The organism is Aeromonas sp. QDB54, from assembly GCF_027707385.1.
GTDB classification, from domain to species: Bacteria; Pseudomonadota; Gammaproteobacteria; order Enterobacterales; family Aeromonadaceae; genus Aeromonas; species Aeromonas hydrophila.
In genome coordinates, this window is sequence record NZ_JAPCIT010000004.1 from 120,050 (window position 1) to 142,253 (window position 22,204).

The 22,204-nt window shown below is 61.8% G+C and carries 24 protein-coding genes and 1 riboswitch; of the genes, 4 read left to right on the forward strand and 20 right to left on the reverse strand.

What is annotated here, in order from left to right:
- Positions 1-14: 14 nt before the first annotated feature.
- The 15 genes from modC to moaA all read right to left on the reverse strand — a co-directional run bounded on the left by modC (position 15) and on the right by moaA (position 12,209).
- A complete protein-coding gene (gene modC, locus PG881_RS05395; protein WP_270798486.1) occupies positions 15-1,091 on the reverse strand; it encodes a molybdenum ABC transporter ATP-binding protein in 1,077 nt (358 codons plus the stop codon).
- On the reverse strand, positions 1,088-1,768 hold the full coding sequence (gene modB / locus PG881_RS05400) for a molybdate ABC transporter permease subunit (RefSeq protein ID WP_016350259.1): 681 nt from the start codon (positions 1,766-1,768) through the stop codon (positions 1,088-1,090). Before modB ends, modC begins: the two co-directional genes overlap by 4 nt.
- Before the next feature lie 222 nt (positions 1,769-1,990).
- Complete coding sequence (modA, locus tag PG881_RS05405) at positions 1,991-2,719, reverse strand: molybdate ABC transporter substrate-binding protein (protein ID WP_270798491.1); 729 nt, start codon at positions 2,717-2,719, stop codon at positions 1,991-1,993.
- A gap of 103 nt (positions 2,720-2,822) precedes the next feature.
- The gene (gene moaE / locus PG881_RS05410; protein ID WP_270798493.1) at positions 2,823-3,296 is read right to left on the reverse strand and encodes a molybdopterin synthase catalytic subunit MoaE; all 474 of its coding nucleotides are present in this window, start codon (positions 3,294-3,296) and stop codon (positions 2,823-2,825) included.
- A gap of 2 nt (positions 3,297-3,298) precedes the next feature.
- The gene (moaD, locus tag PG881_RS05415; protein WP_016350256.1) at positions 3,299-3,544 is read right to left on the reverse strand and encodes a molybdopterin synthase sulfur carrier subunit; all 246 of its coding nucleotides are present in this window, start codon (positions 3,542-3,544) and stop codon (positions 3,299-3,301) included.
- Positions 3,541-4,065 carry a cyclic pyranopterin monophosphate synthase MoaC gene (gene moaC, locus PG881_RS05420; protein WP_011705487.1) on the reverse strand — a complete coding sequence of 175 codons (525 nt, stop codon included), beginning with the start codon at positions 4,063-4,065 and terminating at the stop codon, positions 3,541-3,543. The genes moaD and moaC overlap by 4 nt, the downstream gene beginning before the upstream one ends.
- A 9-nt stretch (positions 4,066-4,074) precedes the next feature.
- Positions 4,075-4,581, reverse strand: coding sequence for a molybdenum cofactor biosynthesis protein B (moaB, locus tag PG881_RS05425; protein ID WP_011705486.1), 507 nt, complete (start codon positions 4,579-4,581; stop codon positions 4,075-4,077).
- Between the two features lie 262 nt (positions 4,582-4,843).
- Positions 4,844-5,434: a cytochrome c3 family protein gene (locus PG881_RS05430; RefSeq protein ID WP_011705485.1), complete on the reverse strand. Its 591-nt coding sequence runs from the start codon at positions 5,432-5,434 to the stop codon at positions 4,844-4,846.
- Between the two features lie 11 nt (positions 5,435-5,445).
- Positions 5,446-5,901, reverse strand: coding sequence for a nitrate reductase cytochrome c-type subunit (locus PG881_RS05435; protein WP_005299342.1), 456 nt, complete (start codon positions 5,899-5,901; stop codon positions 5,446-5,448).
- The gene (gene napH / locus PG881_RS05440) at positions 5,901-6,776 is read right to left on the reverse strand and encodes a quinol dehydrogenase ferredoxin subunit NapH (protein ID WP_168755153.1); all 876 of its coding nucleotides are present in this window, start codon (positions 6,774-6,776) and stop codon (positions 5,901-5,903) included. The genes PG881_RS05435 and napH overlap by 1 nt, the downstream gene beginning before the upstream one ends.
- Positions 6,773-7,507: a ferredoxin-type protein NapG gene (gene napG / locus PG881_RS05445; protein WP_011705482.1), complete on the reverse strand. Its 735-nt coding sequence runs from the start codon at positions 7,505-7,507 to the stop codon at positions 6,773-6,775. The genes napH and napG overlap by 4 nt, the downstream gene beginning before the upstream one ends.
- A gap of 16 nt (positions 7,508-7,523) precedes the next feature.
- Positions 7,524-10,013, reverse strand: a complete 2,490-nt coding sequence (napA, locus tag PG881_RS05450) for a nitrate reductase catalytic subunit NapA (protein WP_016350252.1) — start codon at positions 10,011-10,013, stop codon at positions 7,524-7,526.
- 148 nt (positions 10,014-10,161) lie between these two features.
- Positions 10,162-10,425: a chaperone NapD gene (locus PG881_RS05455; protein WP_011705480.1), complete on the reverse strand. Its 264-nt coding sequence runs from the start codon at positions 10,423-10,425 to the stop codon at positions 10,162-10,164.
- A gap of 29 nt (positions 10,426-10,454) precedes the next feature.
- Positions 10,455-10,964, reverse strand: coding sequence for a ferredoxin-type protein NapF (gene napF / locus PG881_RS05460; RefSeq protein ID WP_011705479.1), 510 nt, complete (start codon positions 10,962-10,964; stop codon positions 10,455-10,457).
- A 249-nt stretch (positions 10,965-11,213) separates the two neighbouring features.
- The gene (gene moaA / locus PG881_RS05465; RefSeq protein ID WP_041213764.1) at positions 11,214-12,209 is read right to left on the reverse strand and encodes a GTP 3',8-cyclase MoaA; all 996 of its coding nucleotides are present in this window, start codon (positions 12,207-12,209) and stop codon (positions 11,214-11,216) included.
- Positions 12,197-12,336, reverse strand: a riboswitch (molybdenum cofactor riboswitch). Its footprint overlaps the gene before it by 13 nt.
- A gap of 79 nt (positions 12,337-12,415) precedes the next feature.
- Here moaA and narQ point away from each other — a divergent pair.
- The 3 genes from narQ (at position 12,416) to PG881_RS05480 (ending at position 15,446) form a co-directional block, all read left to right on the forward strand.
- Positions 12,416-14,128: a nitrate/nitrite two-component system sensor histidine kinase NarQ gene (gene narQ / locus PG881_RS05470; RefSeq protein WP_016350249.1), complete on the forward strand. Its 1,713-nt coding sequence runs from the start codon at positions 12,416-12,418 to the stop codon at positions 14,126-14,128.
- Entirely contained in the window at positions 14,128-14,766 is a 639-nt protein-coding gene (narL, locus tag PG881_RS05475; protein WP_011705476.1) for a two-component system response regulator NarL, read from the forward strand. Before narQ ends, narL begins: the two co-directional genes overlap by 1 nt.
- A gap of 104 nt (positions 14,767-14,870) precedes the next feature.
- Positions 14,871-15,446, forward strand: a complete 576-nt coding sequence (locus tag PG881_RS05480) for an LON peptidase substrate-binding domain-containing protein (protein ID WP_011705475.1) — start codon at positions 14,871-14,873, stop codon at positions 15,444-15,446.
- Positions 15,447-15,673: 227 nt separating this feature from the next.
- Here the strand turns inward: PG881_RS05480 and PG881_RS05485 are convergent, their stop codons facing one another.
- Both PG881_RS05485 and PG881_RS05490 read right to left on the reverse strand, forming a co-directional pair.
- The gene (locus PG881_RS05485; RefSeq protein WP_179101332.1) at positions 15,674-17,770 is read right to left on the reverse strand and encodes an ATP-binding protein; all 2,097 of its coding nucleotides are present in this window, start codon (positions 17,768-17,770) and stop codon (positions 15,674-15,676) included.
- A gap of 18 nt (positions 17,771-17,788) precedes the next feature.
- The gene (locus PG881_RS05490) at positions 17,789-18,973 is read right to left on the reverse strand and encodes an FIST signal transduction protein (RefSeq protein ID WP_270798502.1); all 1,185 of its coding nucleotides are present in this window, start codon (positions 18,971-18,973) and stop codon (positions 17,789-17,791) included.
- Between the two features lie 113 nt (positions 18,974-19,086).
- Between PG881_RS05490 and PG881_RS05495 the strand changes: the two genes are divergently transcribed.
- Positions 19,087-19,998, forward strand: a complete 912-nt coding sequence (locus PG881_RS05495; RefSeq protein ID WP_039213739.1) for a gluconeogenesis factor YvcK family protein — start codon at positions 19,087-19,089, stop codon at positions 19,996-19,998.
- 51 nt (positions 19,999-20,049) lie between these two features.
- Here the strand turns inward: PG881_RS05495 and PG881_RS05500 are convergent, their stop codons facing one another.
- The 3 genes from PG881_RS05500 to lpcA all read right to left on the reverse strand — a co-directional run bounded on the left by PG881_RS05500 (position 20,050) and on the right by lpcA (position 22,191).
- Positions 20,050-20,385 (reverse strand): Hpt domain-containing protein, encoded by a 336-nt coding sequence (locus PG881_RS05500; protein WP_039213741.1) that lies wholly within the window; start codon positions 20,383-20,385, stop codon positions 20,050-20,052.
- Between the two features lie 299 nt (positions 20,386-20,684).
- Positions 20,685-21,473, reverse strand: a complete 789-nt coding sequence (locus tag PG881_RS05505) for a class II glutamine amidotransferase (RefSeq protein ID WP_270798506.1) — start codon at positions 21,471-21,473, stop codon at positions 20,685-20,687.
- A gap of 139 nt (positions 21,474-21,612) precedes the next feature.
- Positions 21,613-22,191 carry a D-sedoheptulose 7-phosphate isomerase gene (gene lpcA / locus PG881_RS05510; protein ID WP_011705469.1) on the reverse strand — a complete coding sequence of 193 codons (579 nt, stop codon included), beginning with the start codon at positions 22,189-22,191 and terminating at the stop codon, positions 21,613-21,615.
- Positions 22,192-22,204 lie beyond the last annotated feature (13 nt).

The window sequence follows — 22,204 nt, forward strand, 5'->3', positions numbered from 1 at the left end:
CTTCTGCAATCCACTCAACCCTCGCTGACCAGGCTCACCGCCTTGATGTAGGCGTAGATCTGCTGGTTCGGGGCGAGTGCCAGCCGTCTGGCGGAGCGGCTGGTGATCCGGGCCAGCAGTATCTGCTGACCCAGCGCCAACTGCAACAGGGTCTGACCTGGGCGCACTTCGCGTTCGGCCAACAATCGAGTGGTGAGACAGTTGGAGAGGCTGGAGTGTTCGATGGGGGCGGTGGCGATCACCACGTCTCGCCCGGCCACCTTGATCTGCAAGGGGCCGCCATCATCCGGCACCTGGGTCATGGTGACCCGCAACTGCTGTTCGCCGAGCTGCAGGGTCGCCATCTGCTCGTCGTCATCGTAGTGAGAGAGGGTCGCCGCCAGCATCACCCCTGCGTCGTCGCGACTGGCGAGCGACAGGTCGGTGCGGGCGAAGATCTCGCTCGGCCGGCCTTGCGCCTCCACCCGGCCCTCCGCCAGCAGCACCAGCTGATCGCACAGCAGGCTCACCTCCTCCATGGCGTGGCTGACGAAGATCATCGGGATACCGCTCTCCTGCTGCAAGCCCTTGAGCACGTGGGCTTGATGGATGCGGCTGCGCCTGTCCAGCGCAGAAAAAGGCTCATCCAGCAGCAGCAGATCAGGCTCGGCCAACAGGGCCCGGGCCAGCGCCACCCGCTGGCGCTGGCCGCCGGAGAGGCCGTGGGCCGGCTGGGGCAGCAGTTCGGCAAAGCCGAGCCGCGCCGCCAGCGCCTCGGGTTGCCAGCGCCCTCGCCCCTTGCGGGCCGCCAGTTGCAGGTTGCCGAGCACGCTCAGATGGGGGAAGAGACGCGAATCCTGAAACACCAGCCCGATGCGGCGCGCCTCGGGCAGCAGCTCGCTCAGCCCCCTGCCCTGCCAGTTCAACTTGTCGTCCGGCGCCCTGTCCAGCCCGGCGATGATGCGCAGCAGGCTGCTCTTGCCGCAGCCGGAGGGGCCGAACAGACCGAGGATGCCCCCCAGCTCCAGGGCCAGTTCACAGTCGAGGGTAAAGGCGCCGAACGCCCGCCTCACCTTGAGTTGCAGCGGTTGCGCCTTGCGGGTATCGCTCATCCGAACAGCCTCCGTTGCCGGCGCTGCAGCACCCCGTACACCAGCACCAGCATCACCAGCGAGAAGCCCATCAGGCCACCCGCCAGCAGGTGGGCATTTTGATAGTCCATCGTCTCCACGTGATCAAACAGGGCGATAGAGAGTACCTGGGTTTCGCCGGGGATGTTGCCGCCAATCATCAGCACCACCCCGAACTCCCCCAGGGTGTGGGCAAAACCGAGCGCCGCCGCCATCACGAAGCTGGGCAGCGTCATCGGCAAGATGATGTGAAAGAAGCGTTCCACCGGCCCGAGCCCCAGGGTGGCGGCGGCCTCCAGCTCCTTGTTGCCCATGTTGACGAAGGCGGAGGTGAGCGGCTGCACCACGAAAGGAAGCGAGTAGAGGATGGAGGCCAGCAGCAGGCCGGTAAAGCTGAAGGCGAGCGGCGCCCCGAAGGTGTCACGCCACCAGGCACCCAATCCGTAGGAGGGGGAGAAGGCCAGCAGCAGATAGAAACCGAGCACCGTTGGCGGCAGCACCAGCGGCAGCGCCACCAGGGCCTCCACCACGGGTCTGAGCCTGTGCTGGCTGCGCGACAGCCACCAGGCCAGCGGCGGCGAGAGCAGCAGCAGGATGGCGGTGGTGCTGGCTGCCAGTCTCAGGGTGAGCCAGACCGCCAGCAGATCCCCTTCACTCATCGGACTAACTCCCAACGCCAGCTCCAGCACCCGACACGGCGAATGAGCCGCACTCCCGGTAGCACTGATCCCGAGTTAGACGAGTCATTGCCAGCAGATCTCTTTCAATACTCATCACCCACCTCCCGGGTGAATTCAGGCAACGGCATGGTGCGCATCCTTATCGCAAAAGTGGGCCGACCCGAGGGCCGGCCACTCATCAGGAGGTGTGTGATTGCGCCATCAGTGTGGCAGCGCATAGCCCGCCGCCTTGATCTGTGCCTGACCCGGCCCCTTGAGCCAGGCCACCAGCGCCTCGACTGCCGCCCCTTTCTTCAATACCAGCCCCTGCTGTTCGATGGGCGGATAGAAGTCGGCCGGCACGGCCCAGGCTTCGCCGGTCTTGCCCGCTTCCACCAGGTTGGCCCAGGCGACGAAACCCAGCTCGGCGTTGCCGGTATCGACGAACTGCCAGGTCTGGCCGATGTTGGTGCCGGTCAGCAGGCGGTACTGCTTGGGATCGATCTTGAGATGATCGAGGGCCGCCATGGCGGCGGTGCCGTAGGGAGCGGTTTTCGGGTTGGCGATGGCGAGGTTGCCCTTCCAGCTGCGCAGGGTTGCCTCGTCAGGAGCCGGCCCCCCCTTCTGCCACAAACCCAGCTGGCCGATGGCGTAGGTGAAACGCTCGCTGCCCTTGCCCTCCTGCTCCAGCTTCTGCGGGGTTTTCACATCGGCGGAGAGGAAGAGATCGAACGGGGCGCCGTGGCTGATTTGGGTGTAGAGCACCCCGGTCGCGGCGGAGGAGATGGCCAGGGTGTGGCCGGTCTTGGCGGTGAACTCCTTGCCGATGCGCTCTATGGTGCCCTTGAAGTTGGCGGCCACGGCCACCTTGACCTCATCGGCCTGCACGGCACCTGCCTGCAGCGCACTGGCGCAGACCCCGGCGATGACAACGGATAACAGCGGTTTCATTCCTTTACCTCCTGATTGGGGCCGCTTTTATTTATCCCCAACCAAGGGGGCGGCCCCGAAAACAGGGGCCGCGGCTCCCGATGAGCCAGCCCCCTTGAACAGGTCAAGCTTGCCAGCGGGCGGCGGCAGTGTTGTCGCTCTCCTTGGCCTCGACCCAGCGTTGTACCCCTTCGGCGGTCAGCTCTTTTTTCCAGAACGGCGCCCGGGTTTTCAAGAAATCCATGATGAAATGGCAGGCCTCGAAGGCCGCCTCGCGGTGGGCACTGCTCACCACCACCAGCACGATCTGATCGCCGAGCAGCAGCTCGCCGATGCGGTGGATCAGGGTGCACTCCTGCAGCGGCCAGCGGCTGCGGGCCTCGGCCACTATGTCCGTCAGCGCCTTCTCGGTCATGCCGGGATAGTGCTCGAGGGCCAGCCCCTTCACCTGCTCCCCCTGATTGAAGTCGCGTACCTTGCCAACAAAGCTGACCACGGCGCCGGTGTCCTGCCGGGCGGCGAGGCGGGCATATTCGTCGGCCAGCGAGAAGTCATCCCGCTGCACCAGAATGCGATCGGTCATGGTTGCCTTGCTCATCCTTAACCTCCGGTCACCGGCGGGAAGAAGGCGACCTCATCGCCATCATGAAGGGGCGTATCCAGCGGCACCAGGGTCTGGTTGACCGCCACCAGCAGCTTGCCCGCTTCCAGCGCCAGCGCCCACTTGTCGCCGCGCTCGCTCAAGGCGCTGCGCAGTTGCTCGGCAGTCGCGTAGTCGCACGGCAGGCTCAGCTCGTCGCAGGCCACCAGCTCTCTCACCTGGGCAAAAAAGAGTACCTTGATCATGCTTGCTCTCCGTCAGTCACACCCAGCTGAAAATGGCCGGACTTGCCGCCCTTTTTCTCCACCAGCCGCACCTGTTCGATCACCATGTCCTTTTGCACCGCCTTGCACATGTCGTAGATGGTCAGCGCCGCCACCGAGGCGGCGGTCAGTGCCTCCATCTCTACCCCGGTCTTGCCGGCCAGCTTGCAGAGGGTGCGAATGTGGACCCTATTTTGCTCCGCCTGGGGTTCTATCTCTACCTCCACCCGGGTAAGGGCCAGTGGATGGCAAAGGGGAATGAGGTCCGAGGTCTTCTTGGCCGCCATGATGCCGGCGATGCGGGCGGTGGCGAACACGTCCCCCTTGTGGTGCTGACCGCTCAGGATCAGGGCCAGGGTCGCGGGGGCCATGGTGACAAACGCCTCGGCGCGAGCCTCACGCTCGGTCACCTGCTTGTCGGTCACATCCACCATGTGGGCTTCGCCGCTCTGGTTGAGATGGGTCAGGTTGGGCTGAGTCTGCTTGGGTTCAGTCGGGTTCATCAAAGGCCCTCAAAGATGGGAGACAAAGTTGCACGGCTTGGTGCGGGCATCGAGCTGGTCCTGGACAAGCTTCTCCCAACCCAGCTGGCAGGCGCCAGGGGAGCCAGGCAGGCAGCAGATCAGGGTGCGATTGGCCAGCCCGGCCAGTGCGCGGCTCTGCATGGCGGAGCCCTTGATTTCGGCAAAGGAGAGCTGGCGGAACAGTTCACCAAAGCCCTGTACGGTACGCTCGAACAGCACGCCAACCGCCTCGGGCACCCGGTTTTGTTCGTTGAAGCCGGTGCCGCCGTTGATGAGCACTACCTGCACCCCCTCATCGGCGATCCAGTCACTCACCTGAGCGCGAATGCGAAACAGGTTGTCGGGGCAGAGCGCCCGGTCGGCCAGCACGTGGCCGGCATCGGTCAGGGCAGAAACCAGATAGTCGCCCGCACTGTCATCGGCGGCGGTACGGCTGTCGGAGACCGTCAGCACGGCGATCTTGAGGGGAATGAATGCGTTGTTTTTCTGTCCCATGGGCAGCTCCTGATGGCAAAGGACCGTGAGCAAAGAGAAGAAAAGTGGCCAGGATCCCGGCTGGCAGCGCTCGATTGCGAGGAGAGGCTCGTGTCCGTCAGGACCAAACCTTGACCAGTCGGTCACGCGCTGCGACTCACGGCGGGCCGATTCTACCAAAACTCGCGCCAGAGGGGGGATTAAAAGGGCGCCCGACGGCGCTTTTGCCCTGACCGGGCGGAATATGAACAGGCCGGGCGAACCCGGCCTGCATCAGGTGGGCTTAGAAGCCCTTCACGCCCGTCATGTCGGGCAGCTGGTGAGCGATACCCTTGTGACAGTCGATACAGGTGCTCTCGCCGCTGGCCAGACTGGTGGAGTGCATCTGGGCACCCCGTTTGCCTTGCAGGGAGAAGTCCATGTATTCGAAGTTATGGCAGTTGCGACACTCCCTCGAATCCGTGTCCTTCATCCGCTTCCACTCCCGCTCGGCCATCTCGCGCCGGTGCGACTCGAACTTCTCGCGGGTATCCACCTTGCCGGTCAGCATGCCCCACAGCTCCTTGGACGCCTGCACCTTGCGAATGATCTTGTAGGTCCATTCATGCGGCACGTGGCAGTCCGGGCAGCTGGCACGCACGCCGGAACGGTTGGCGTAGTGGATGGTGTCGCGGTACTCCACGAACACGTTGTCCTTCATCTCGTGGCAACCGGTACAGAACTTCTCGGTGTTGGAGGCTTCCATGGCGGTGTTGAAACCGCCCCAGAAGATGACCCCGCCGAAGAATCCCATCAACAGCAGCACCCAGAGGGCGGCCTTCGAGGGAGACTTGAAGGTGGTCCACAGACGCTGCACAAAACCGGGTAATTTCATCTATGGGCTCCTCAGTTCAGCGCTTCAACTGGTTTAAACGTGTTTTCCACCAGCGGCTTGGCATCCGCTTGCGGCACGTGGCACTGCAGGCAGAAGTAGCGACGCGGCGAGACCTCGCCCAGGGTCATGCCGTCACGGGTCTCGAAGTGAGTCGGGCTGATCTTGGGGGCCTTCATGGCGCTGGCGTTCTTGAAGCTGTGACAGGCCAGGCACTTGTTGACCTTGTTGTCCACTTCATAGTTGCGGGTGTCGTGGGGGATCAGCGGGGGCTGATGCATGTACTGGCGATCGTAGAGGTCACCATCCTTGCGAAAGTTCTTCATGGGGGCCGCATCGGCATCCGTCACCAGATCCGTGCTCCCCCGCTCCGATTTGATGCCCCCCGTGCTGTTGGTGATCTCGGGGACTGCCGCCATCAAGGAACCTGCCATCAGACAGGCCAGCATTGCTCCAATCAGCTTCTTCATTATGTGTTCTCCGACGTTTTCTCTGCCTTGACGGCAAAACCTACAGTGATTTCAAAAACTTGCTCCGCGCAGACATCGATGCAACGGCCGCAGTTGGTACACTCCTGAGCCACAATCAAGGGCCCGTGACCACGCTTGGCACCGTGAACGGGGCCGCGCAGGATGGGACGTTCCGGGCAGACCGCATAACAATCCATGCAGTTGCTGCACCGCTCGCGCCCCTTGGCAGAAATCTTGATGAACCCGACCCGGTTGACCAAGGCATAGAAGGCCCCCACCGGACAGAGGTGACCGCACCAGCCCCGCTCCACCACGAAGAGGTCGAACAGGAACAGCACCGCCAGCAAGGCCCAGCCCGCCCCCATGCCAAACAGCAGGCCGCGCAGGGTAAGCGACACCGGATTGACCAGCTCCCACACCAGTACACCGGCGATGGCCGGTGCCACCAGCACCATGGCCAGCAACCAGTAGCGGGTGGTGCGACTGAACTGACCGTTGCCCTTGAGGCCAAGTCGCCCCCTGAGCCAGGCCGCGGCATCGGTGACCAGGTTGACCGGACAGACCCAGGAGCAGAACACCCGTCCCCCGACCAGCCAGTAACCCAGCAGCACGATGACGGCCCCCAGCCAGAGGGTGGGGATGGGCCAATGGCCCGCCGCCAACGACTGCAGCAGGGTCAGCGGATCCGTGAGCGGCACCGTCTCCAGCAGCAGCGAGCTGGAGAGGTTGCCCTTGAGGATCCAGATGCCCGCCAGCGGCCCCAGCAGGAACAGCGTCAGCACACCGAGCTGGCAGAGCCGGCGCAGCAGCAGGAAGCGGTGTGACCGCCACCAGCCCAGCCTGGCCGTAGCCTCGGCTCCCGGATAACGACTCATAGCCCCTCCGGTTTGCGGGTCGGCAGAGTGAGCCTGTCGCCGATGAGCGATTTGCCCGCCTTCGCCTTCTCTTCCCAGCCGAGCCGGTAGTGGTGGCCAATCTCCCCCTTGGCAAGCTGGCGAGGCACCACCTTGATGGCCGCCTCCTCCAGCACGCAGGCATGCTCGCACTTGCCGCAACCGGTGCAGACATCGCTGTGCACCGTGGGCAGGAACATGGCGTGTTTGCCGGTGCGCTGGTTATGTTGCAGCTCCAGGGTGATTGCCTTGTCGATCAGTGGACAGACCCGGTAGCAAACGTCGCAGCGCAGCCCCAGGTAGTTGAGGCAGGTCTCGTGATCGATGAGCACCGCCACTCCCATCCTCGCCTGATCGATGTCGGTCATGGTCTGATCCAGCGCCCCGCTCGGGCAGGCCACCACGCAGGGGATGTCTTCACACATCTCGCACGGGACGGCGCGCGCCTTGAAGTAGGGGGTGCCGGTGGTCACGGGTTCAAACAGCCGGGCGAGCTTGAGGGTGTCGTAGGGGCAGGCCTCGACGCAGAGCCCGCAGCGCACGCAGGCGCCGAGGAACTGTGCCTCGTCGAGGGCGGCCGGCGGGCGCAGCGCCTGGGCAGGCACGGCCTGCACCTGCTGGCGCGCCATGCCGCCGAGCCCCACGCCAAGCAGACCCACACCGCAGGCCCCCTTGGCCATGTCGGCCAGAAACTGGCGCCGACTACGACTCATCTCGCGCTCCCCCGCCTTATGCCTTGACGACCTTGACGGCGCACTTCTTGTAATCCGTCTCTTTGGAGAGCGGATCGGTGGCGTCCAGGGTCAGCTTGTTGACCAGCTGGCTCGCGTCGAAGAAGGGCATGAACACCAGTCCCTTGGGCGGACGGTTGCGACCGCGGGTCTCGACCCGGGTCTTCACCTCGCCGCGGCGGGAGGAGACGATCACCTCTTCACCACGGCGCACACCACGGGCCTTGGCATCTTCCGGGTGCATGAACAGCACCGCATCCGGGAAGGCGCGATAGAGCTCGGGGACCCGGCGGGTCATGGTACCGGTGTGCCAGTGCTCCAGCACGCGACCGGTGGAGAGCCACATGTCGTACTCTTTGTCCGGAGCTTCGGCAGCCGGCTCATAGGGCAGCGCGAAGATCACCGCCTTGCCGTCGGGCTTGCCGTAGAAACGCACCCCTTCGCCCGCTTTCACGTAAGGGTCGAACCCTTCGCGATAGCGCCACAGGGTCTCCTTGCCGTCCACCACCGGCCAGCGCAGGCCGCGGGCTTCGTGATACTGATCGAACGGCGCCAGATCGTGGCCATGGCCGCGACCGAAGGTGGCGTACTCTTCGAACAGCCCCTTCTGGACGTAGAAACCAAAGTGCTCAGCCTCGTCGTTCAGGGCCCCCTTGCTCTGCTCTTTCGGGAACTGGTTGACCTGGCCGTTGGCATAGAGCACGTCGAACAGGGTCTTGCCCTTCACTTCCGGCATCTTGGCGATGAGTTCCGCCGGCCACACCTCTTCCACCTTGAAGCGCTTGGAGAACTCCATCAGCTGCCACAGGTCGGACTTGGCCCCTTCCGGCGGCTTGACCTGCTGGTGCCAGAACTGGGTACGGCGCTCGGCGTTGCCGTAGGCCCCCTCTTTCTCCACCCACATGGCGGTCGGCAGGATGAGGTCGGCCGCCTGGGCGGTCACGGTCGGATAAGGGTCGGACACCACGATGAAGTTGGCCGGGTTGCGATAACCAGGCAGCCCCTCTTCGTTCATGTTCGGGCCGGCTTGCATGTTGTTGTTGCACATCACCCAGTAGGCGTTGAGCTTGCCGTCCTTGAGCATGCGGTTTTGCAGCACGGCGTGGTAGCCCACCTGCTCCGGGATGGTGCCTTCCGGCAGCTTCCAGATCTTCTCGGCGATGGCGCGGTGCTTGGGTTCGGTCACCACCATGTCAGCCGGCAGACGGTGGGCGAAGGTACCCACTTCACGGGCAGTACCGCAGGCGGAGGGCTGGCCGGTCAGGGAGAACGGACCCGAGCCCGGGGTAGAGATCTTGCCGGTCAGCAGGTGGATGTTGTAACAGAGGTTGTTGGCCCAGACACCGCGGGTATGCTGGTTGAAGCCCATGGTCCAGTAGGAGACCACCTTCTTGCTCGGATCGGCATAGAGCTGGGCCAGCTTCTCGAGCTTGTCCTTGGGCACGCCGGAGAGTTTGGAGACGGACTCCAGATCGTAATCCGCCACGAACTTGGCGAAGTCATCGAAGCTCATCGGGGTGGAGTCGCCGCTGTCCGGGTTCTTGGCCTTCTGCTGCAGCGGGTTGGTGGGACGCAAGCCGTAGCCGATGTCGGTCACCCCTTTGCGGAACTGGGTGTGCTTGTTGACGAACTCCCAGTTCACCTTGTCGTTCTGGATGATGTAGTTGGCGATGTAGTTGAGGATCGCCAAGTCGGTCTGCGGGGTAAACACCATGCCGTTGTCTGCCAGCTCGAAGCTGCGGTGCTCGAAGGTGGAGAGCACGTGCACCTGCACATCCTGATGGGACAGACGGCGATCGGAGATGCGCGACCAGAGGATCGGGTGCATCTCGGCCATGTTGGAGCCCCACAGCACGAAGGCGTCGGCCTGCTCGATGTCGTCGTAGCAGCCCATGGGTTCATCCATGCCGAAGGTACGCATGAAGCCCACGACTGCGGAAGCCATGCAGTGACGGGCATTGGGATCCAGGTTGTTGGTGCGCAGACCCGCCTTCATCAGCTTGGCGGCGGCATAGCCTTCCCACACGGTCCACTGGCCGGAGCCGAACATGCCAACCGCAGTCGGCCCCTTCTCTTTGAGGGTGGCCTTGAACTTCTCGGCCATGATGTCGAAGGCCTGATCCCAGCTGATGGGGGCGAAGTTGCCGTTCTTGTCGAACTTGCCGTCCGTCATGCGCAGCATGGGCTGGGTCAAGCGATCCTGGCCATACATGATCTTGGACAGGAAGTAACCCTTGATGCAGTTAAGACCGCGGTTGACCGGTGCATCGGGATCGCCCTGGGTCGCCACGACGCGCCCATCCTGGGAACCCACCAGCACGGAACAGCCGGTACCGCAGAAACGGCACGGTGCCTTGTCCCAGGTGATGGCGGTCTTGTCGGTACTGGTGATCAGATTGGCCGCCAGCGTAGGGGCACTGACACCAGCAACGGCAGCGGCTGCCGCCACCGCGTTGGCCTTCATAAAGTCGCGTCGACTCAGCTTCATGGCATATCCTCACATTGCTTATCGCGTAAGTTGTCGAGTGTATCGAACTGGTTTTGGCTCAGGGCGGCGAACTCGTACCCCGGCATCGCTTTATCTTTGCATCCATGGCGGCCATTACGATGAGTCACGCAGGCTCGGCCTCATGGCGCTACTCCTTGCTCTGGGCCTCGAGCTCATCAAACTGGTGGTAAATCAGGGCGGCGGACAGCACGCCCGGCATCGCATTGATGGCGTCGATGGCCGCCATGATGGGACGCTGGCTCGGACCTTCCAGGGTCACCACCAGCTTGCCCTCATCACTGACGGCATGGATCTCGGCTCCCTCGAGGGTCGCGATCTCGTCTGCGAGCTGGTGACGCAAGGAGGGCTGGGTCAACACCACCAGGCTCGATACATGGAACTCTTGTTTCATTGTGACTCCTGCTTCACACAGATCCTGCTTCATCTGGACTCCTCGCCAGCGGGGGCCCCCACCCGGATGCTGCCCACCGGACAATCCATCACGCAGGCACCGCAACCGGTGCAGGCTGCCGCATCGATGCTGGGGGTCGGCACCCGGCCCAGCACGGGGGAGAAACGGATCGCCCGGGGCTCGCAGCTGTCCTGGCAGCGCTGGCAGAATACCTGGCCATGGGCCAGACAGTTGGCTTCAATATGGGCGATGTATTGCCAGGGTGCCTCCGTGGTCGGGCGAAATATCGGCACTTTGCAAGCGGCGACACATTCCCCGCAAAAAGTGCACTCGCCGCGCAGAAAATCCACGCTTGGAAAACCACCATCGCCCTTGACCAGGATCTGTTCCGGGCAAGCCGTGAGGCAGTCACCGCAGCGGGTGCAGTCGGCGGCAAAATCGGACCAGGCGACGGACCAGGGCAGTTGCACCCGAGGCTCATTCGATGTCAGACGACCCCGAAACAGACTGCGACGCGACAGGTTGACCCCATCCGGCATAACGGCTCCTTGCTGCTGGTAATGGCGCACGAGTGAGTCCCATGACAGGTATTTTCAATACCTATTATAAGAGTGGGTGTATATTGCGGCCCTGACAAGTTCAGGGATATACCACCAGGGAGATAATCAGGGGGGATTCTTGCGCTGGATCAAACCCTTGGCGCAATAAAGAACAATGGGGGCAAGGCAAAATACCCCCATTTGAGGATTGCTTATTAATCGATGGCTATTTTTGTCGGCTGCCGTGGATCAGCCGCCGATGGAGGCCAGATGCGGGGTCATGCCGGCATTGCCTTCGTGCAGTCGATGGGTCGCCGCCTTGCCGGCAAGGGCGCTGCGGATCCGCTGCTGCAATTCATCCTGCTGGTCGTCGGCCGTCAACAGATCCCGCAGCTCCACCCCGTGATCGCCGAACAGACAGAGGTGCAGCTTGCCGAGGGAAGAGACCCGCAGCCGGTTGCAACCGGCACAGAAATCCTTGCTGTAGGGCATGATGAGCCCGACCCCACCCATCGACTCCGGGTGCATGAACACCTGGGCGGGGCCATCGTCGGCACCGCGCAGCTGCTGCAGCCAACCGGCATCGAGCAGACGCTGCTTGATGAGCGCCCCGCTGGCGTGATGATCGCGAAACAGGGTATCCATCTCGCCGGTCTGCATCAGCTCGATGAAGCGCAGCTCGATGGGCTTGTGCCGGATCCAGGCCAGAAACGCATCCAGCTGATGATCGTTGAGCCCCTTGAGCAGCACGGCATTGATCTTGACCGACTTGAAGCCGGCGACCAGCGCCGCTTCGATGCCATCCATCACCTCCGCCAGCTTGTTCTCACCGGTGATCTGGTGAAACTGGCGTGGATCCAGGCTGTCGACACTGACGTTGAGGGCGGTCAGGCCCGCATCGAACCACTCCTGGGCTCGCTCTTTCAAACGATAACCATTGGTGGTCATGGCCACCTTCTCGATGCCGGGGGTATTGGCCACCGTCTCTATGATGGCGGTGAAGTCCCGGCGCAGGGAGGGCTCCCCGCCGGTCAGGCGCACCTTGCGGGTGCCCATGGCGGCAAATCCGGACACGACGCGGCGGATCTCTTCCAGAGAGAGAAAGGGCTGACGCCCCGCCTTGTCACCGGCCGGTGGGCGGTAACCATCGGGCAGGCAGTAGGTACAGCGAAAATTGCACACGTCGGTGATCGACAGGCGCAAATAGTAGAAACGACGGGAAAAACCATCTTGCAGTGGCGACATAAACACCTTTCCAAATACGGGAGGCCAGGGCATTTCTTTCCTGACCCTTACAGCTCGAACATCGGCTGACGGCGGTTTCCCCCTATCATGAGGACTTAGGCAAAACCGCTCGGAGTTCATCTAGTTTTTCGATGCTAGCACAAGTTGGAGTACACTCCCATGCTACTTTGTGGGGTTATTGTCTGAAGTCGAGGAAGAGAGCCGGCATGGGAAAGTGGTTCAAGGTACATTCGGTCAGCAGCGCCATCGGACGCTCCATGGTGCTCATCCTGTTCATGGCAAGCCTGATCGCCGTGGTAGCCATGGTGACCCTGTTCTATTCGGTGCCCGACGCCAAGGCGATCAACCTCTCCGGCTCCCTGCGGATGCAGGCCTACCGCATGGCCTACGAGATTGAACAGGGCCAGCAGGTGCTGAGCCGGCTCGATCAGTTCGAGCAGACCCTGCACGCCGCCGAACTGCAGGAGACCCAGCGCTGGATCACTCCCGCCTCCCTGCGTCGCACCTATGGCGAGGTGCTGCAGCAGTGGCAGGTGATGCGCGAACACATCGAGAACGCCACCCCACGGCGCTACACCGACAACACCGAGCAGTTCGTCGCGGCCATCGACGACTTCGTCAACCAGATGCAGTACCACGTGGAGTTCAAGGTGCGCATGCTGGCGCTGGCCGAAGGGCTGGGGCTGCTCTCCATCATCACCATCGCCTGGTTCACGGTGCGCTTTACCCGCCAGCAGGTGGTGGCTCCGCTCAACCAGCTGGTCTATTGCGCCCGCCAGATCCAGCGCCAGGAGTTCGACCTGACCCTGCCCCCCCACTGTGAAAACGAGCTGGGGGAGCTGTCGGGGGCTTTCGTCACCATGGCCGACGAACTCGGCAAGCTCTACCGGGAGCTGGAGAGCAAGGTTGAAGAGAAGACCGCCAAGCTGCAGCAGGCCAACGACACCCTCTCCTTCCTCTACAGCACCGCCCAGAAGCTGCACGCGGCGCCGCTGAGCCGGCGTACCCTGCTCAAGCTGCTGGAGCGGGCGGCGGCCCACCAGCACATCGACTATATCCGGCTGACCCGCTTCGAGCACAATGCCATGCCGGACTACATCACCGGCCGCAAGGGCTGGCCCGGCGATCTGGATGCCGTGGTCAGCTTCTATCTGCAGATGGACGAGCAGGAGTATGGCCGGCTCGACGTCATCAGCAGCCACCCCATCGACGAGCGGCTGATGAAAAACTTCTCCATGCTGCTGGCCCAGGTGCTGCACAAGGATCAGACCCTGCTGCAACACCAGCGCCTGCTGCTGATGGAAGAGCGGGCCGTCATCGCCCGCGAGCTGCACGACTCGCTGGCCCAGGCCCTCTCCTATCTCAAAATCCAGTCCACCCTGCTCAAGCGCTCCTTCGCCAAAGGGGATACGGTCAAGGCCGAAGCCGCCATGCAGCAGATCGACGAGGGGCTTGGCAGCGCCTATACCCAGTTGCGCGAGCTGCTCGGCACCTTCCGTCTCAGCATTGGCGACGCCAACCTCGGTGAAGCCATCAAGGTGATGCTGGAGCAGCTCAAGCCGCAGACCCAGGCCGACATCAGGCTCCATTACGGTCTGGCCGATACCGATCTCGAAGCCGGTCAGCACATCCACATCTTGCAGCTGATCCGTGAGGCAGTGCTCAATGCCATCAAACATGCCAGTGCGCAAGTGATTGATGTTAGCTGTGAGACCCTCGCCGATGGTAACATCCAGGTTCAGATTTCAGATGATGGTGTCGGAATAGGGATCGCAAGCTCGGCGGTCAACCACTATGGCCTGAGCATCATGAACGAGCGTGCCAGCAAGCTGCATGGTCTGCTGACCATCAGCGAAAGGCCGCCCAGAGGCACCTGCGTACATCTGACCTTTCCCACCAGCCTAACAAGAGATGCCTGATGGACGAGATGAAATATAGTGTTCTGGTCGTGGATGACCATCCCCTCATGCGCAAAGGAATTGTGCAGCTGCTGGCCCTGGAGGAAAACATCGAAGTCGTCGGTGAAGCTTCCAACGGTACCGATGCCGTCGCCATGGCCAAGGAGTCCGAACCGGATCTGATCCTGCTCGACCTCAACATGAAAGGCCTCTCCGGTCTGGACACCCTCAAGGCGCTGCGCACCGAGGAAGTGACCTCCCGGGTGGTGATCCTGACCGTGTCCGACGCCCGTCAGGACGTGGTGGCGCTGCTCAAGGCCGGCGCCGATGGCTACCTGCTCAAGGATACCGAGCCAGAGATGCTGCTGGCCCAGCTGGCGGACGTGATGACAGGCAAGCAGATCCTGAGCGAGCCGCTGCGTCCCTACCTCGAGAACATTTACGAGCTGGATCACCTGCAGCAGAAGCTGGAGAGCTTAACGCGTCGCGAAATGCAAATCCTGCGCGAAATTGCAAAGGGCCTCTCCAACAAACAGGTCGCCTCCGTGCTCCATATTTCCGAAGGCACGGTCAAGGTACACGTCAAGAGCCTGCTCAAGAAGCTCGAGGCGCAAAGCCGCGTGGAAGCTGCTGTCATGTACCTGGAGCAGCGCAACTAAACGCCATCCCATCCAGCAAAAAGCCACCTTCCGGTGGCTTTTTTCATTCTCTGGCACAGTCGCTGCATTGTCCTATTCAGCAATTACTCAATGGAGGATGGAACATGAAACTTCAACCCTTGGCACTGTTCCCCTTGCCTTCCCACATACTGCCTGGTGGCAAGCTTCCTCTGCGTTTGTTTGAACCGCGCCACCTGCAGATGCTCAAAGAGTCATTCATCGATGACCAGGGCTTCGGCATCGTGATGGAAGAGGCGACGACGACTGGCAAGTCCGGGCGGATCCTGCCGGTCGGCACCCGGGTCAAAGTCACCGACTTTTACACCCTGAATGACGGCCTGCTCGGCGTCACCGTACTCGGCATGGAACGTTTCTGCATCCACGAGATGGAAACGGACGAGCTGGGTCTGCGCCGGGCCAGAGTCGAAGCCCTGCCCAACTGGCCGAGCACCCATTCAGACTTCAGCGACAAGCCGCTGGTGACCCGGCTGCGGGAAGTGTTTGAACAGTATCCGGAACTGGATGAACTTTACCCGGACAAGCAGTTTGACGATGCGGCCTGGCTTTGCCAACGCTGGCTCGAAATCCTGCCGATGCCGATCTATGAAAAGCAGATGTTGATTGCCAAACAAAATAGCGAAGCGGCCCGTCAATTCTTGCGCCGACTGATCGCACAGTGAGTCAGAAGTGTATTGCAAAATGCGAATATTCCGATAATGAAAACAAGAATTTCGCATTTTGCAAATAAAGCGCCCAATAGAAATCAATAACCGCGCTGCAAGCCGCATAAACTGGTTCTGAAAAGTTGGCACGACTTTTTCATATAGAATCGTACAACCCGATTTATCCCGTGCTCTCTTCAGTATTTGCTGAAGAATTGGTCAACCACCCAGGTTGACCATTTTTTTTAGCTGCGATCCGGCGCTGCGGGCTGAAAATGGCGCTGCAGACACTCCCGCAGCCGCATCAGACTTATCGGTTTGGCCAGAAAGTCATCCATCCCCTGGGCCAGGCAACGAGCCCTGTCTTCCGCCATGGCGTTGGCCGTCAGCGCCACGATGGGTACGCTACAACCCAGTTCTCGCAGACGCCGGGTCGCCTCCAGTCCATCCATCTGCGGCATCCGCATGTCCATCAGGATGAGATCCGGCCGTTGCTCTGCTACTTGGGCCAGCGCCTCCAGCCCGTTGGCCGCGACTCTGACCCGGCTAACCAGCTTTTGCAGCATGAGCGATACCACCAGCTGGTTGACCGGACTGTCTTCCACCACCAGCACATCCAGATCCTGAATGGGCTGCTGATCCGGCTCCGGCCGGCTGCTGCATTCGCATGGCAGCGCCATGCCCGGCAAATCAAACCAGAAGCAGCTCCCCTCACCAGGGGCACTGCGCAGCTGAATGCTGCCGCCCATCAACTCCACCAGCCGCTTGCTGATGGCCAGCCCCAGCCCGGTGCCCGAGAAACGGCGGGTGGCCGAACTATCGACCTGAGAGAAGGGTTCGAACAGCAGCGCCTGATCCTCGGCCGAGATACCGATCCCGCAGTCGGTCACCGAGACCCTCAACTGCTGTTCATACCAGCTCAGTTGCAGCAACACGCTGCCCTGACTGGTGAATTTCACCGCGTTGCCGAGCAGGTTGCTGATCACCTGGGAGAGGCGCACCGGATCCCCCTGCAACTGGGCTGGTACGGCGTCGTCTACCCGCCAACGCAGGTCGATGCCCTTGCTGTCCGCCTGCGCCAACAGCGGCTCGATGAGGGACTGGCAGAGCTGAGCCGGCTGCAGCGTCTCGCAGTGAAACTCCAGGGTATGGGATTCAATCTTCGAGAAATCGAGCACATCGTCGATGATGGTCTGCAGCAGGCGCGCCGCATGGGTGGCGTGGCCCAGCAGCGTCTGTTGCTGGGGCTCGAGCTGGGCGTGTTGCAGCAGGTCCAGCATGCCCAGCACCGCGTTCATGGGAGAGCGTATCTCGTGGGTCATCATGGCCAGGAACTGCGACTTGGCGCGGTTGGCCGCCTCCGCCTCGTCCCGCGCCCTGGCCAGCTCCTGCTCACGGCGGATCTGGTTGCCCACATCCCGCGCCGTGCCGCGATAACCGATGAAGGCGCCGGCCGCATCGAAACAGGGTTCGGCGTTGATCTCCATCCAGCGCGGCCCCTTGGCCAGGCTGACCTGGGCCCGCACCGCCCGCACCGGCAGGTGCAGACCGATGAGCCGGCGATACTTGCCCCATTCGGGGTCGCGCCTGTCATGGGCGTAATCGTAGAGGCTCTGGCCGGGTTGATGCACCAGCATGTCCCCCTGCTGGCCGGGGGCGGATACATAGCTCAGCCGGTGCTCGGTATCCGTCTCCCAGAACCAGTCGGACGCCATGCCGGCAAAGCTGCGAAAACGCTGTTCGCCCGCTTGCAGGGCCAGCGTTTTCAGCTCGACCTGTTCCTGTAGACGGGCTCGATAGGCGATGTTGACCAACGCCTGGGAGATAAGTGGACGGCAGCGCTGCATGGCCGCCTTGCTCTTGAGATCGAAGGTCCCCATCACGGCGTGACGGCAGATGAGCACGCCGGAAAAACCGGGAGCGCGCAAGCCCGTCATCATAACGCTTGCCCAGCCCGCCACATCGGCCAGCGGTGCCAGTTCCGGCAACTGGGTCGGATCATAGATGACCAAGGTCTCTCCCTCGATGGCACGAGAGAACAGCGGGGTCAGCTGCCAGCTGCGCCCCACTTCACCATCCTGGGTGCTGAGGTGGGTGATGCCGCCTTCTCCTTCCCAGGCCACCACATCCGCATGTTCGAAGCCGATGAAGGGCTTGAGCACCTGAATGAGGCTGTCCAGCACCTGCTCCAGCGTCTGGGCATCGGCCAGCGTCGCCACCCCGCACAACAGGGTTTGCGACTCCTGGCGGTATTTGGCCTCGCGTTCCCGGCAACGCACCAGCTCCACCAAGGTGGTCTGCAGCTTGTCGCCGAGGGCTTCCAGTTCCGTGTTACCTATCATCTTGTTTCCAGCGCAATGTCAGCTGTCGAGGAAGATCACGCTCGAGACCATCAGGTTACCGTGCGCCAGCTCACCATGGGGCAGGCGGCCCTGCTCGCCGAAGGTGAACGGGGTGATGAAGGGGATATCCCCCAGCCGGGTATGAAATTGATCGACAAATTGGCATAAGCTATCACCAAGAGCCAAGCGACAACCAGCACAAAAAATCACAAGGGCGCCAAACGGCTGCATCTCGGTGGCCATGCCGTACTCGGGTTCGATGCGGGTTGCATTCAGACTGCGTTGCAGCAAGCCCTCCTGACTGCTGTACATCAGCAGCAACCGCTCCCCGACCTGAGTATCGGTAAAGAGGCGCAATCCGCCACCTTCTGTCACGGCTTCCGGGTGGGAGAGCTTGTAATAGGGCATGTCATCCAGGGTGCCAACCTGTCTGGCCAGCGGTGACAGGGTGGTCTCCCGCAGGATGGGACCCACCGGCCAGGGGGTTGTCCGTCCGCTCCAGCGAGCGTAGACCTCGGCCGCCGGCTCATGATCGATGGTGAGGATCTCCCGTCCCGACAGGGCCGTAATGGTGCCGCGATATTCGGTGGGGACATAGCCGGAGTGAAACTGGAACGCCAGCTGGCAATCGGGATAGAGCACGGCCAGTGCGACGCCCTCGCGGGTACTGCCCTCATCCCAGCACAGCTGCCAGTCACCGCTGACGCTGTTGTCGGCGGCGGAGCCCCCGACAACCGGGACCGTCGTGCCCAGCTCGGCTTCGATGCTCTCCAGCATCGCCTCCTCCTGGCCCGGGCTGGCATGCAGCAAGATGAGTTGTGGCAGCTCGCCGGGGCGCCCCCCGTCGGCGATGGCACTGCGCAGCAGCTGGCGCACATCCACCGCATCCCCCGCCTGGCCCGCCACGCCGTAGGCTCCCTTGTCATCGTAGATGGCCGCCACTGCCAGACCGATCCCCTGGCGGGCATGATGGCCGGTCTGGGTCATGACCCCGCCACAGGAGCTGCAACCTATCATCCGAGACGACGGGAACTGCTGTTTGAAGTGATGGCGCAGTTCCTCGGCATCGTGAGCCTGAGTAAAATAGACCAGTAACAGCGAAGGGGAATGAGGTGATTGAGCGAGCAGCCGCTCACTTCCCTGCCGGGCAGCCAGCAGGGAAGTCTCTTCAAGAGAGTGAGCCGTCAGGAAGTTCAACACCATCTCCTAGTTGTTCATGATGCTGGGGGTAAGCAAAAATCATACCTTAATCAAACAATTATCCCGTCTTATCGATTAGAATCACATTCAATTGAGCCCAACCACAGGAAAACGGCATGTGGCAGAAGAACATCAATGATTTTGACCGGGTCGTCGCCATCGGTGGCGGCCACGGCATGGGCCGTGTGCTCTCTTCACTCTCGTTTCTGGGATCGCGCCTGACCGGCATCGTCACCACCACCGACGATGGCGGCTCTACCGGACGACTGCGCAAGAGCCAGGAGTGTATCGCCTGGGGGGATCTGCGCAACTGCCTTAATCAACTGGTGACCGATCCCAGTATCGGCAGCCTGCTGTTCGAATATCGGTTCGCCGGTCGCGGTGAACTGGCGGGCCACAACCTCGGCAATCTGATGCTGCTGGCGCTCGACAACCTCTGCGTACGCCCTCTTGATGCTATCAAGCTCATCAGCGACATGCTGAAAATAGAGTCACAATTGCTACCCATGTCTGAATTTCCCACCGACCTGTGCGCCCACACGGCCTGTGGCAATCAGATACTGGGGGAAGTCTCCATCGATCAGCTCGACACCCCGCCGCTCTCCCTCAGCCTGAGTCCGGAGGTACCGGCCACCCGCGAGGCGGTGCAGGCATTGGCACAGGCCGACATGATCATCCTCGGCCCCGGCAGCTTTCTTACCTCCATCATGCCGCCCCTGCTGCTGGCTGAGGTGGCCCAGGCCATCAACGAGAGTGATGCCATGCTGGTGTTCATCTGCAATCTGGTCGCCGAAAACGGTCCTGCCAGCCAGCTCAGCCTGCACAACCAATGGCGCTGGCTGGAATCACGGGTCGGAGCGGGTCGGGTCGATGCCATTCTGGCACCCGCGGGGGAATACCCGGCAGAGCTGGCTGGCCGATTGATCCTGGCCGAGCTGGGTGAGGCCGCCCTTCCCCATCGGCACGATCGCCTGAAATTGAAGCTGGCACTGGACAGGGTTATCCAGCAACTGGTTAATCAACGCTAATGGGCGGGTAGAGGATGGCAAGTCCGGCGCCCATGCGCCGGCTGCAGGGGCTCAGTGATAGTTGGCGAGGTGGGAGAGCACCTGGGGCAGGGATTGCTCCAGCTCGGCCAGCAAACGGGAGACTTGCTCGCCGTCTTCATGTTTGCAGGCTTGTTCCAGCGCCACCACCTGCTGGTAACTGAGCTGGGCACCATAGCTGCCGCAGGAGGACTTCATGCTGTGGGCAAGCCGGGCCAGTGCGGGCCAGTCCTGCTGTTCATAGAGCGGGCGCAGCTGGGCAAGCTGTTCCCCCACCTCTTCGATGAAGACCGAGATCACCACCGGCATCATCTCCTGGCCGATGTCTTCCGCCAGCTGTCGCAACACCTTCTGATCCAGCCACTCCATTCCGTCATCCTCCTGATGGTATTCAAACAGACCATACTATAGATGCCCGGCACGACTCAGTCACCTTTCATTGCCGTCAGAAAATCGAACTCAAACGGGACGTGAATGAGAAAAGTGTGATCAGGATCGCCTAACCAGACAATAGATGGCCGAGTTGCAACATAAATGTTGCCATGAAATTAACAATTAAATAACAATGGCGACCGTGAGAATGATGCGACTCAGCAACACCTCTCTCATCCCTTTTGCCTGTATGGCTGCTGCGAAGAACCAGGGTAGGATTCTACCCTGGTATTTTTTTATCTCTGGATCAGCTGATTGGCACCAACCCGCTCACCCAGCCGAAACAGACTGAACTCGCCCGGCGCCATTTTTACCCAGTCTTCATTACCGGTCAGCGGCCGGGTCGCAATCAGGGTCACCACATCGTCCGGTGTCGTCTCGCTCTGAAAGTCGATGGCGACATCTTCATCCAGCAGACGGGCCTCCCCGAACGGGGCTCGCCGGGTCAGCCAGTAGAGGTTGTTGCTGCAGTAGGTCATCACGAACTCCCCATCCGACAGCAACATGTTGAATACCCCCAGGCCGCGCAGCTCGTCGCACAGGGTCGCCAGGTAGCGAAACATGGCGGGGAAGTTGGCAGGGCGTCGGGGATATTTCTGTTCCAGCCGATCGAGCAGCCAGCAGAAGGCGTGCTCGCTGTCGGTGTCGCCCACCGGTCGATGGCGGCCGGTGGCCAACCCTTTGTAACCCGTCAACTGGCCATTGTGGGCAAAGGTCCAGTAACGGCCCCATAGCTCGCGGGTAAATGGATGGGTATTCTCCAGCGAGACGCAGCCGCGGTTGGCCTGCCGAATATGGCTGACCACGGCGCGGCTCTTGATGGGCAGCGCCTGCACCAGCCTGGCAATCGGCGACTGGGCGCTGGGCTCGGGATCCTTGAAGGTACGAAAGCCTTTCCCTTCGTAAAAAGTGATGCCCCAGCCATCCTTGTGAGGCCCGGTCTTGCCGCCGCGCAGCATCAGGCCGGTGAAGCTGAAGCAGATATCGGTCGGCACATTGGCACTCATGCCGAGCAGTTCGCACATAGGCTGCGGGCTCCTTGCTTACTTGACCATCTCATTGCCAATCGGCCGGCTCAGCCTGCGCTGACACCGGCCGCTTGCGCAAGATCCCGCCGGGACACGGCCAGACAAGGCACGACTATCCCGGCTCGAGACCCCTGCCTTACTTGGCCATCTCTTTTTCGACCAGCTGGATCAGGATATGGATCACCTTGATGTGCACTTCCTGAATGCGGTCGGCGTAACCAAAGTGCGGCACCCGGATCTCGACATCGGCCAGACCGGCCATCTTGCCGCCGTCCTTGCCGGTCAGCGCAATCACCTTCATGCCTTTGGCGTGGGCAGCCTCGATGGCTTTCAGGATATTGCCGGAGTTGCCGCTGGTGGAGATACCGAGCAGCACGTCACCGCGACGGCCGACTGCCTCTACGTAGCGAGAGAAGACGTAGTCATAGCCAAAGTCGTTGGACACACAGGAGAGGTGGCTGGGATCAGAGATGGCGATACCGGCATAACCGGGGCGGTTCTCGCGATAACGGCCGGTCAGCTCTTCGGCAAAGTGCATGGCGTCGCAGTGGGAACCACCGTTGCCACAGGAGAGTACCTTGCCTTCCTGCTTGAAGGAGTCAGCGAGCAGCTTGGCGGCCGCTTCGATGTCCTTGAGATTTTGCTCATCTGCCAGGAACGCCTGGAGCACGCTGGCAGCTTCGGTCAATTCATTGCGGATCAGTTCTTGGTACATGATGTCTCTTCCA

Excerpts from the sequence above, each read along its gene's own strand:
- modC (WP_270798486.1), bottom strand. The coding sequence starts at position 1,091 with ATGAGCGATACCCGCAAGGCGCAACCGCTGCAACTCAAGGTGAGGCGG.
- modB (WP_016350259.1), bottom strand. The coding sequence starts at position 1,768 with ATGAGTGAAGGGGATCTGCTGGCGGTCTGGCTCACCCTGAGACTGGCA.
- modA (WP_270798491.1), bottom strand. The coding sequence starts at position 2,719 with ATGAAACCGCTGTTATCCGTTGTCATCGCCGGGGTCTGCGCCAGTGCG.
- moaE (WP_270798493.1), bottom strand. The coding sequence starts at position 3,296 with ATGAGCAAGGCAACCATGACCGATCGCATTCTGGTGCAGCGGGATGAC.
- moaD (WP_016350256.1), bottom strand. The coding sequence starts at position 3,544 with ATGATCAAGGTACTCTTTTTTGCCCAGGTGAGAGAGCTGGTGGCCTGC.
- moaC (WP_011705487.1), bottom strand. The coding sequence starts at position 4,065 with ATGAACCCGACTGAACCCAAGCAGACTCAGCCCAACCTGACCCATCTC.
- moaB (WP_011705486.1), bottom strand. The coding sequence starts at position 4,581 with ATGGGACAGAAAAACAACGCATTCATTCCCCTCAAGATCGCCGTGCTG.
- PG881_RS05430 (WP_011705485.1), bottom strand. The coding sequence starts at position 5,434 with ATGAAATTACCCGGTTTTGTGCAGCGTCTGTGGACCACCTTCAAGTCT.
- PG881_RS05435 (WP_005299342.1), bottom strand. The coding sequence starts at position 5,901 with ATGAAGAAGCTGATTGGAGCAATGCTGGCCTGTCTGATGGCAGGTTCC.
- napH (WP_168755153.1), bottom strand. The coding sequence starts at position 6,776 with ATGAGTCGTTATCCGGGAGCCGAGGCTACGGCCAGGCTGGGCTGGTGG.
- napG (WP_011705482.1), bottom strand. The coding sequence starts at position 7,507 with ATGAGTCGTAGTCGGCGCCAGTTTCTGGCCGACATGGCCAAGGGGGCC.
- napA (WP_016350252.1), bottom strand. The coding sequence starts at position 10,013 with ATGAAGCTGAGTCGACGCGACTTTATGAAGGCCAACGCGGTGGCGGCA.
- PG881_RS05455 (WP_011705480.1), bottom strand. The coding sequence starts at position 10,425 with ATGAAACAAGAGTTCCATGTATCGAGCCTGGTGGTGTTGACCCAGCCC.
- napF (WP_011705479.1), bottom strand. The coding sequence starts at position 10,964 with ATGCCGGATGGGGTCAACCTGTCGCGTCGCAGTCTGTTTCGGGGTCGT.
- moaA (WP_041213764.1), bottom strand. The coding sequence starts at position 12,209 with ATGTCGCCACTGCAAGATGGTTTTTCCCGTCGTTTCTACTATTTGCGC.
- narQ (WP_016350249.1), top strand. The coding sequence starts at position 12,416 with ATGGGAAAGTGGTTCAAGGTACATTCGGTCAGCAGCGCCATCGGACGC.
- narL (WP_011705476.1), top strand. The coding sequence starts at position 14,128 with ATGGACGAGATGAAATATAGTGTTCTGGTCGTGGATGACCATCCCCTC.
- PG881_RS05480 (WP_011705475.1), top strand. The coding sequence starts at position 14,871 with ATGAAACTTCAACCCTTGGCACTGTTCCCCTTGCCTTCCCACATACTG.
- PG881_RS05485 (WP_179101332.1), bottom strand. The coding sequence starts at position 17,770 with ATGATAGGTAACACGGAACTGGAAGCCCTCGGCGACAAGCTGCAGACC.
- PG881_RS05490 (WP_270798502.1), bottom strand. The coding sequence starts at position 18,973 with ATGGTGTTGAACTTCCTGACGGCTCACTCTCTTGAAGAGACTTCCCTG.
- PG881_RS05495 (WP_039213739.1), top strand. The coding sequence starts at position 19,087 with ATGTGGCAGAAGAACATCAATGATTTTGACCGGGTCGTCGCCATCGGT.
- PG881_RS05500 (WP_039213741.1), bottom strand. The coding sequence starts at position 20,385 with ATGGAGTGGCTGGATCAGAAGGTGTTGCGACAGCTGGCGGAAGACATC.
- PG881_RS05505 (WP_270798506.1), bottom strand. The coding sequence starts at position 21,473 with ATGTGCGAACTGCTCGGCATGAGTGCCAATGTGCCGACCGATATCTGC.
- lpcA (WP_011705469.1), bottom strand. The coding sequence starts at position 22,191 with ATGTACCAAGAACTGATCCGCAATGAATTGACCGAAGCTGCCAGCGTG.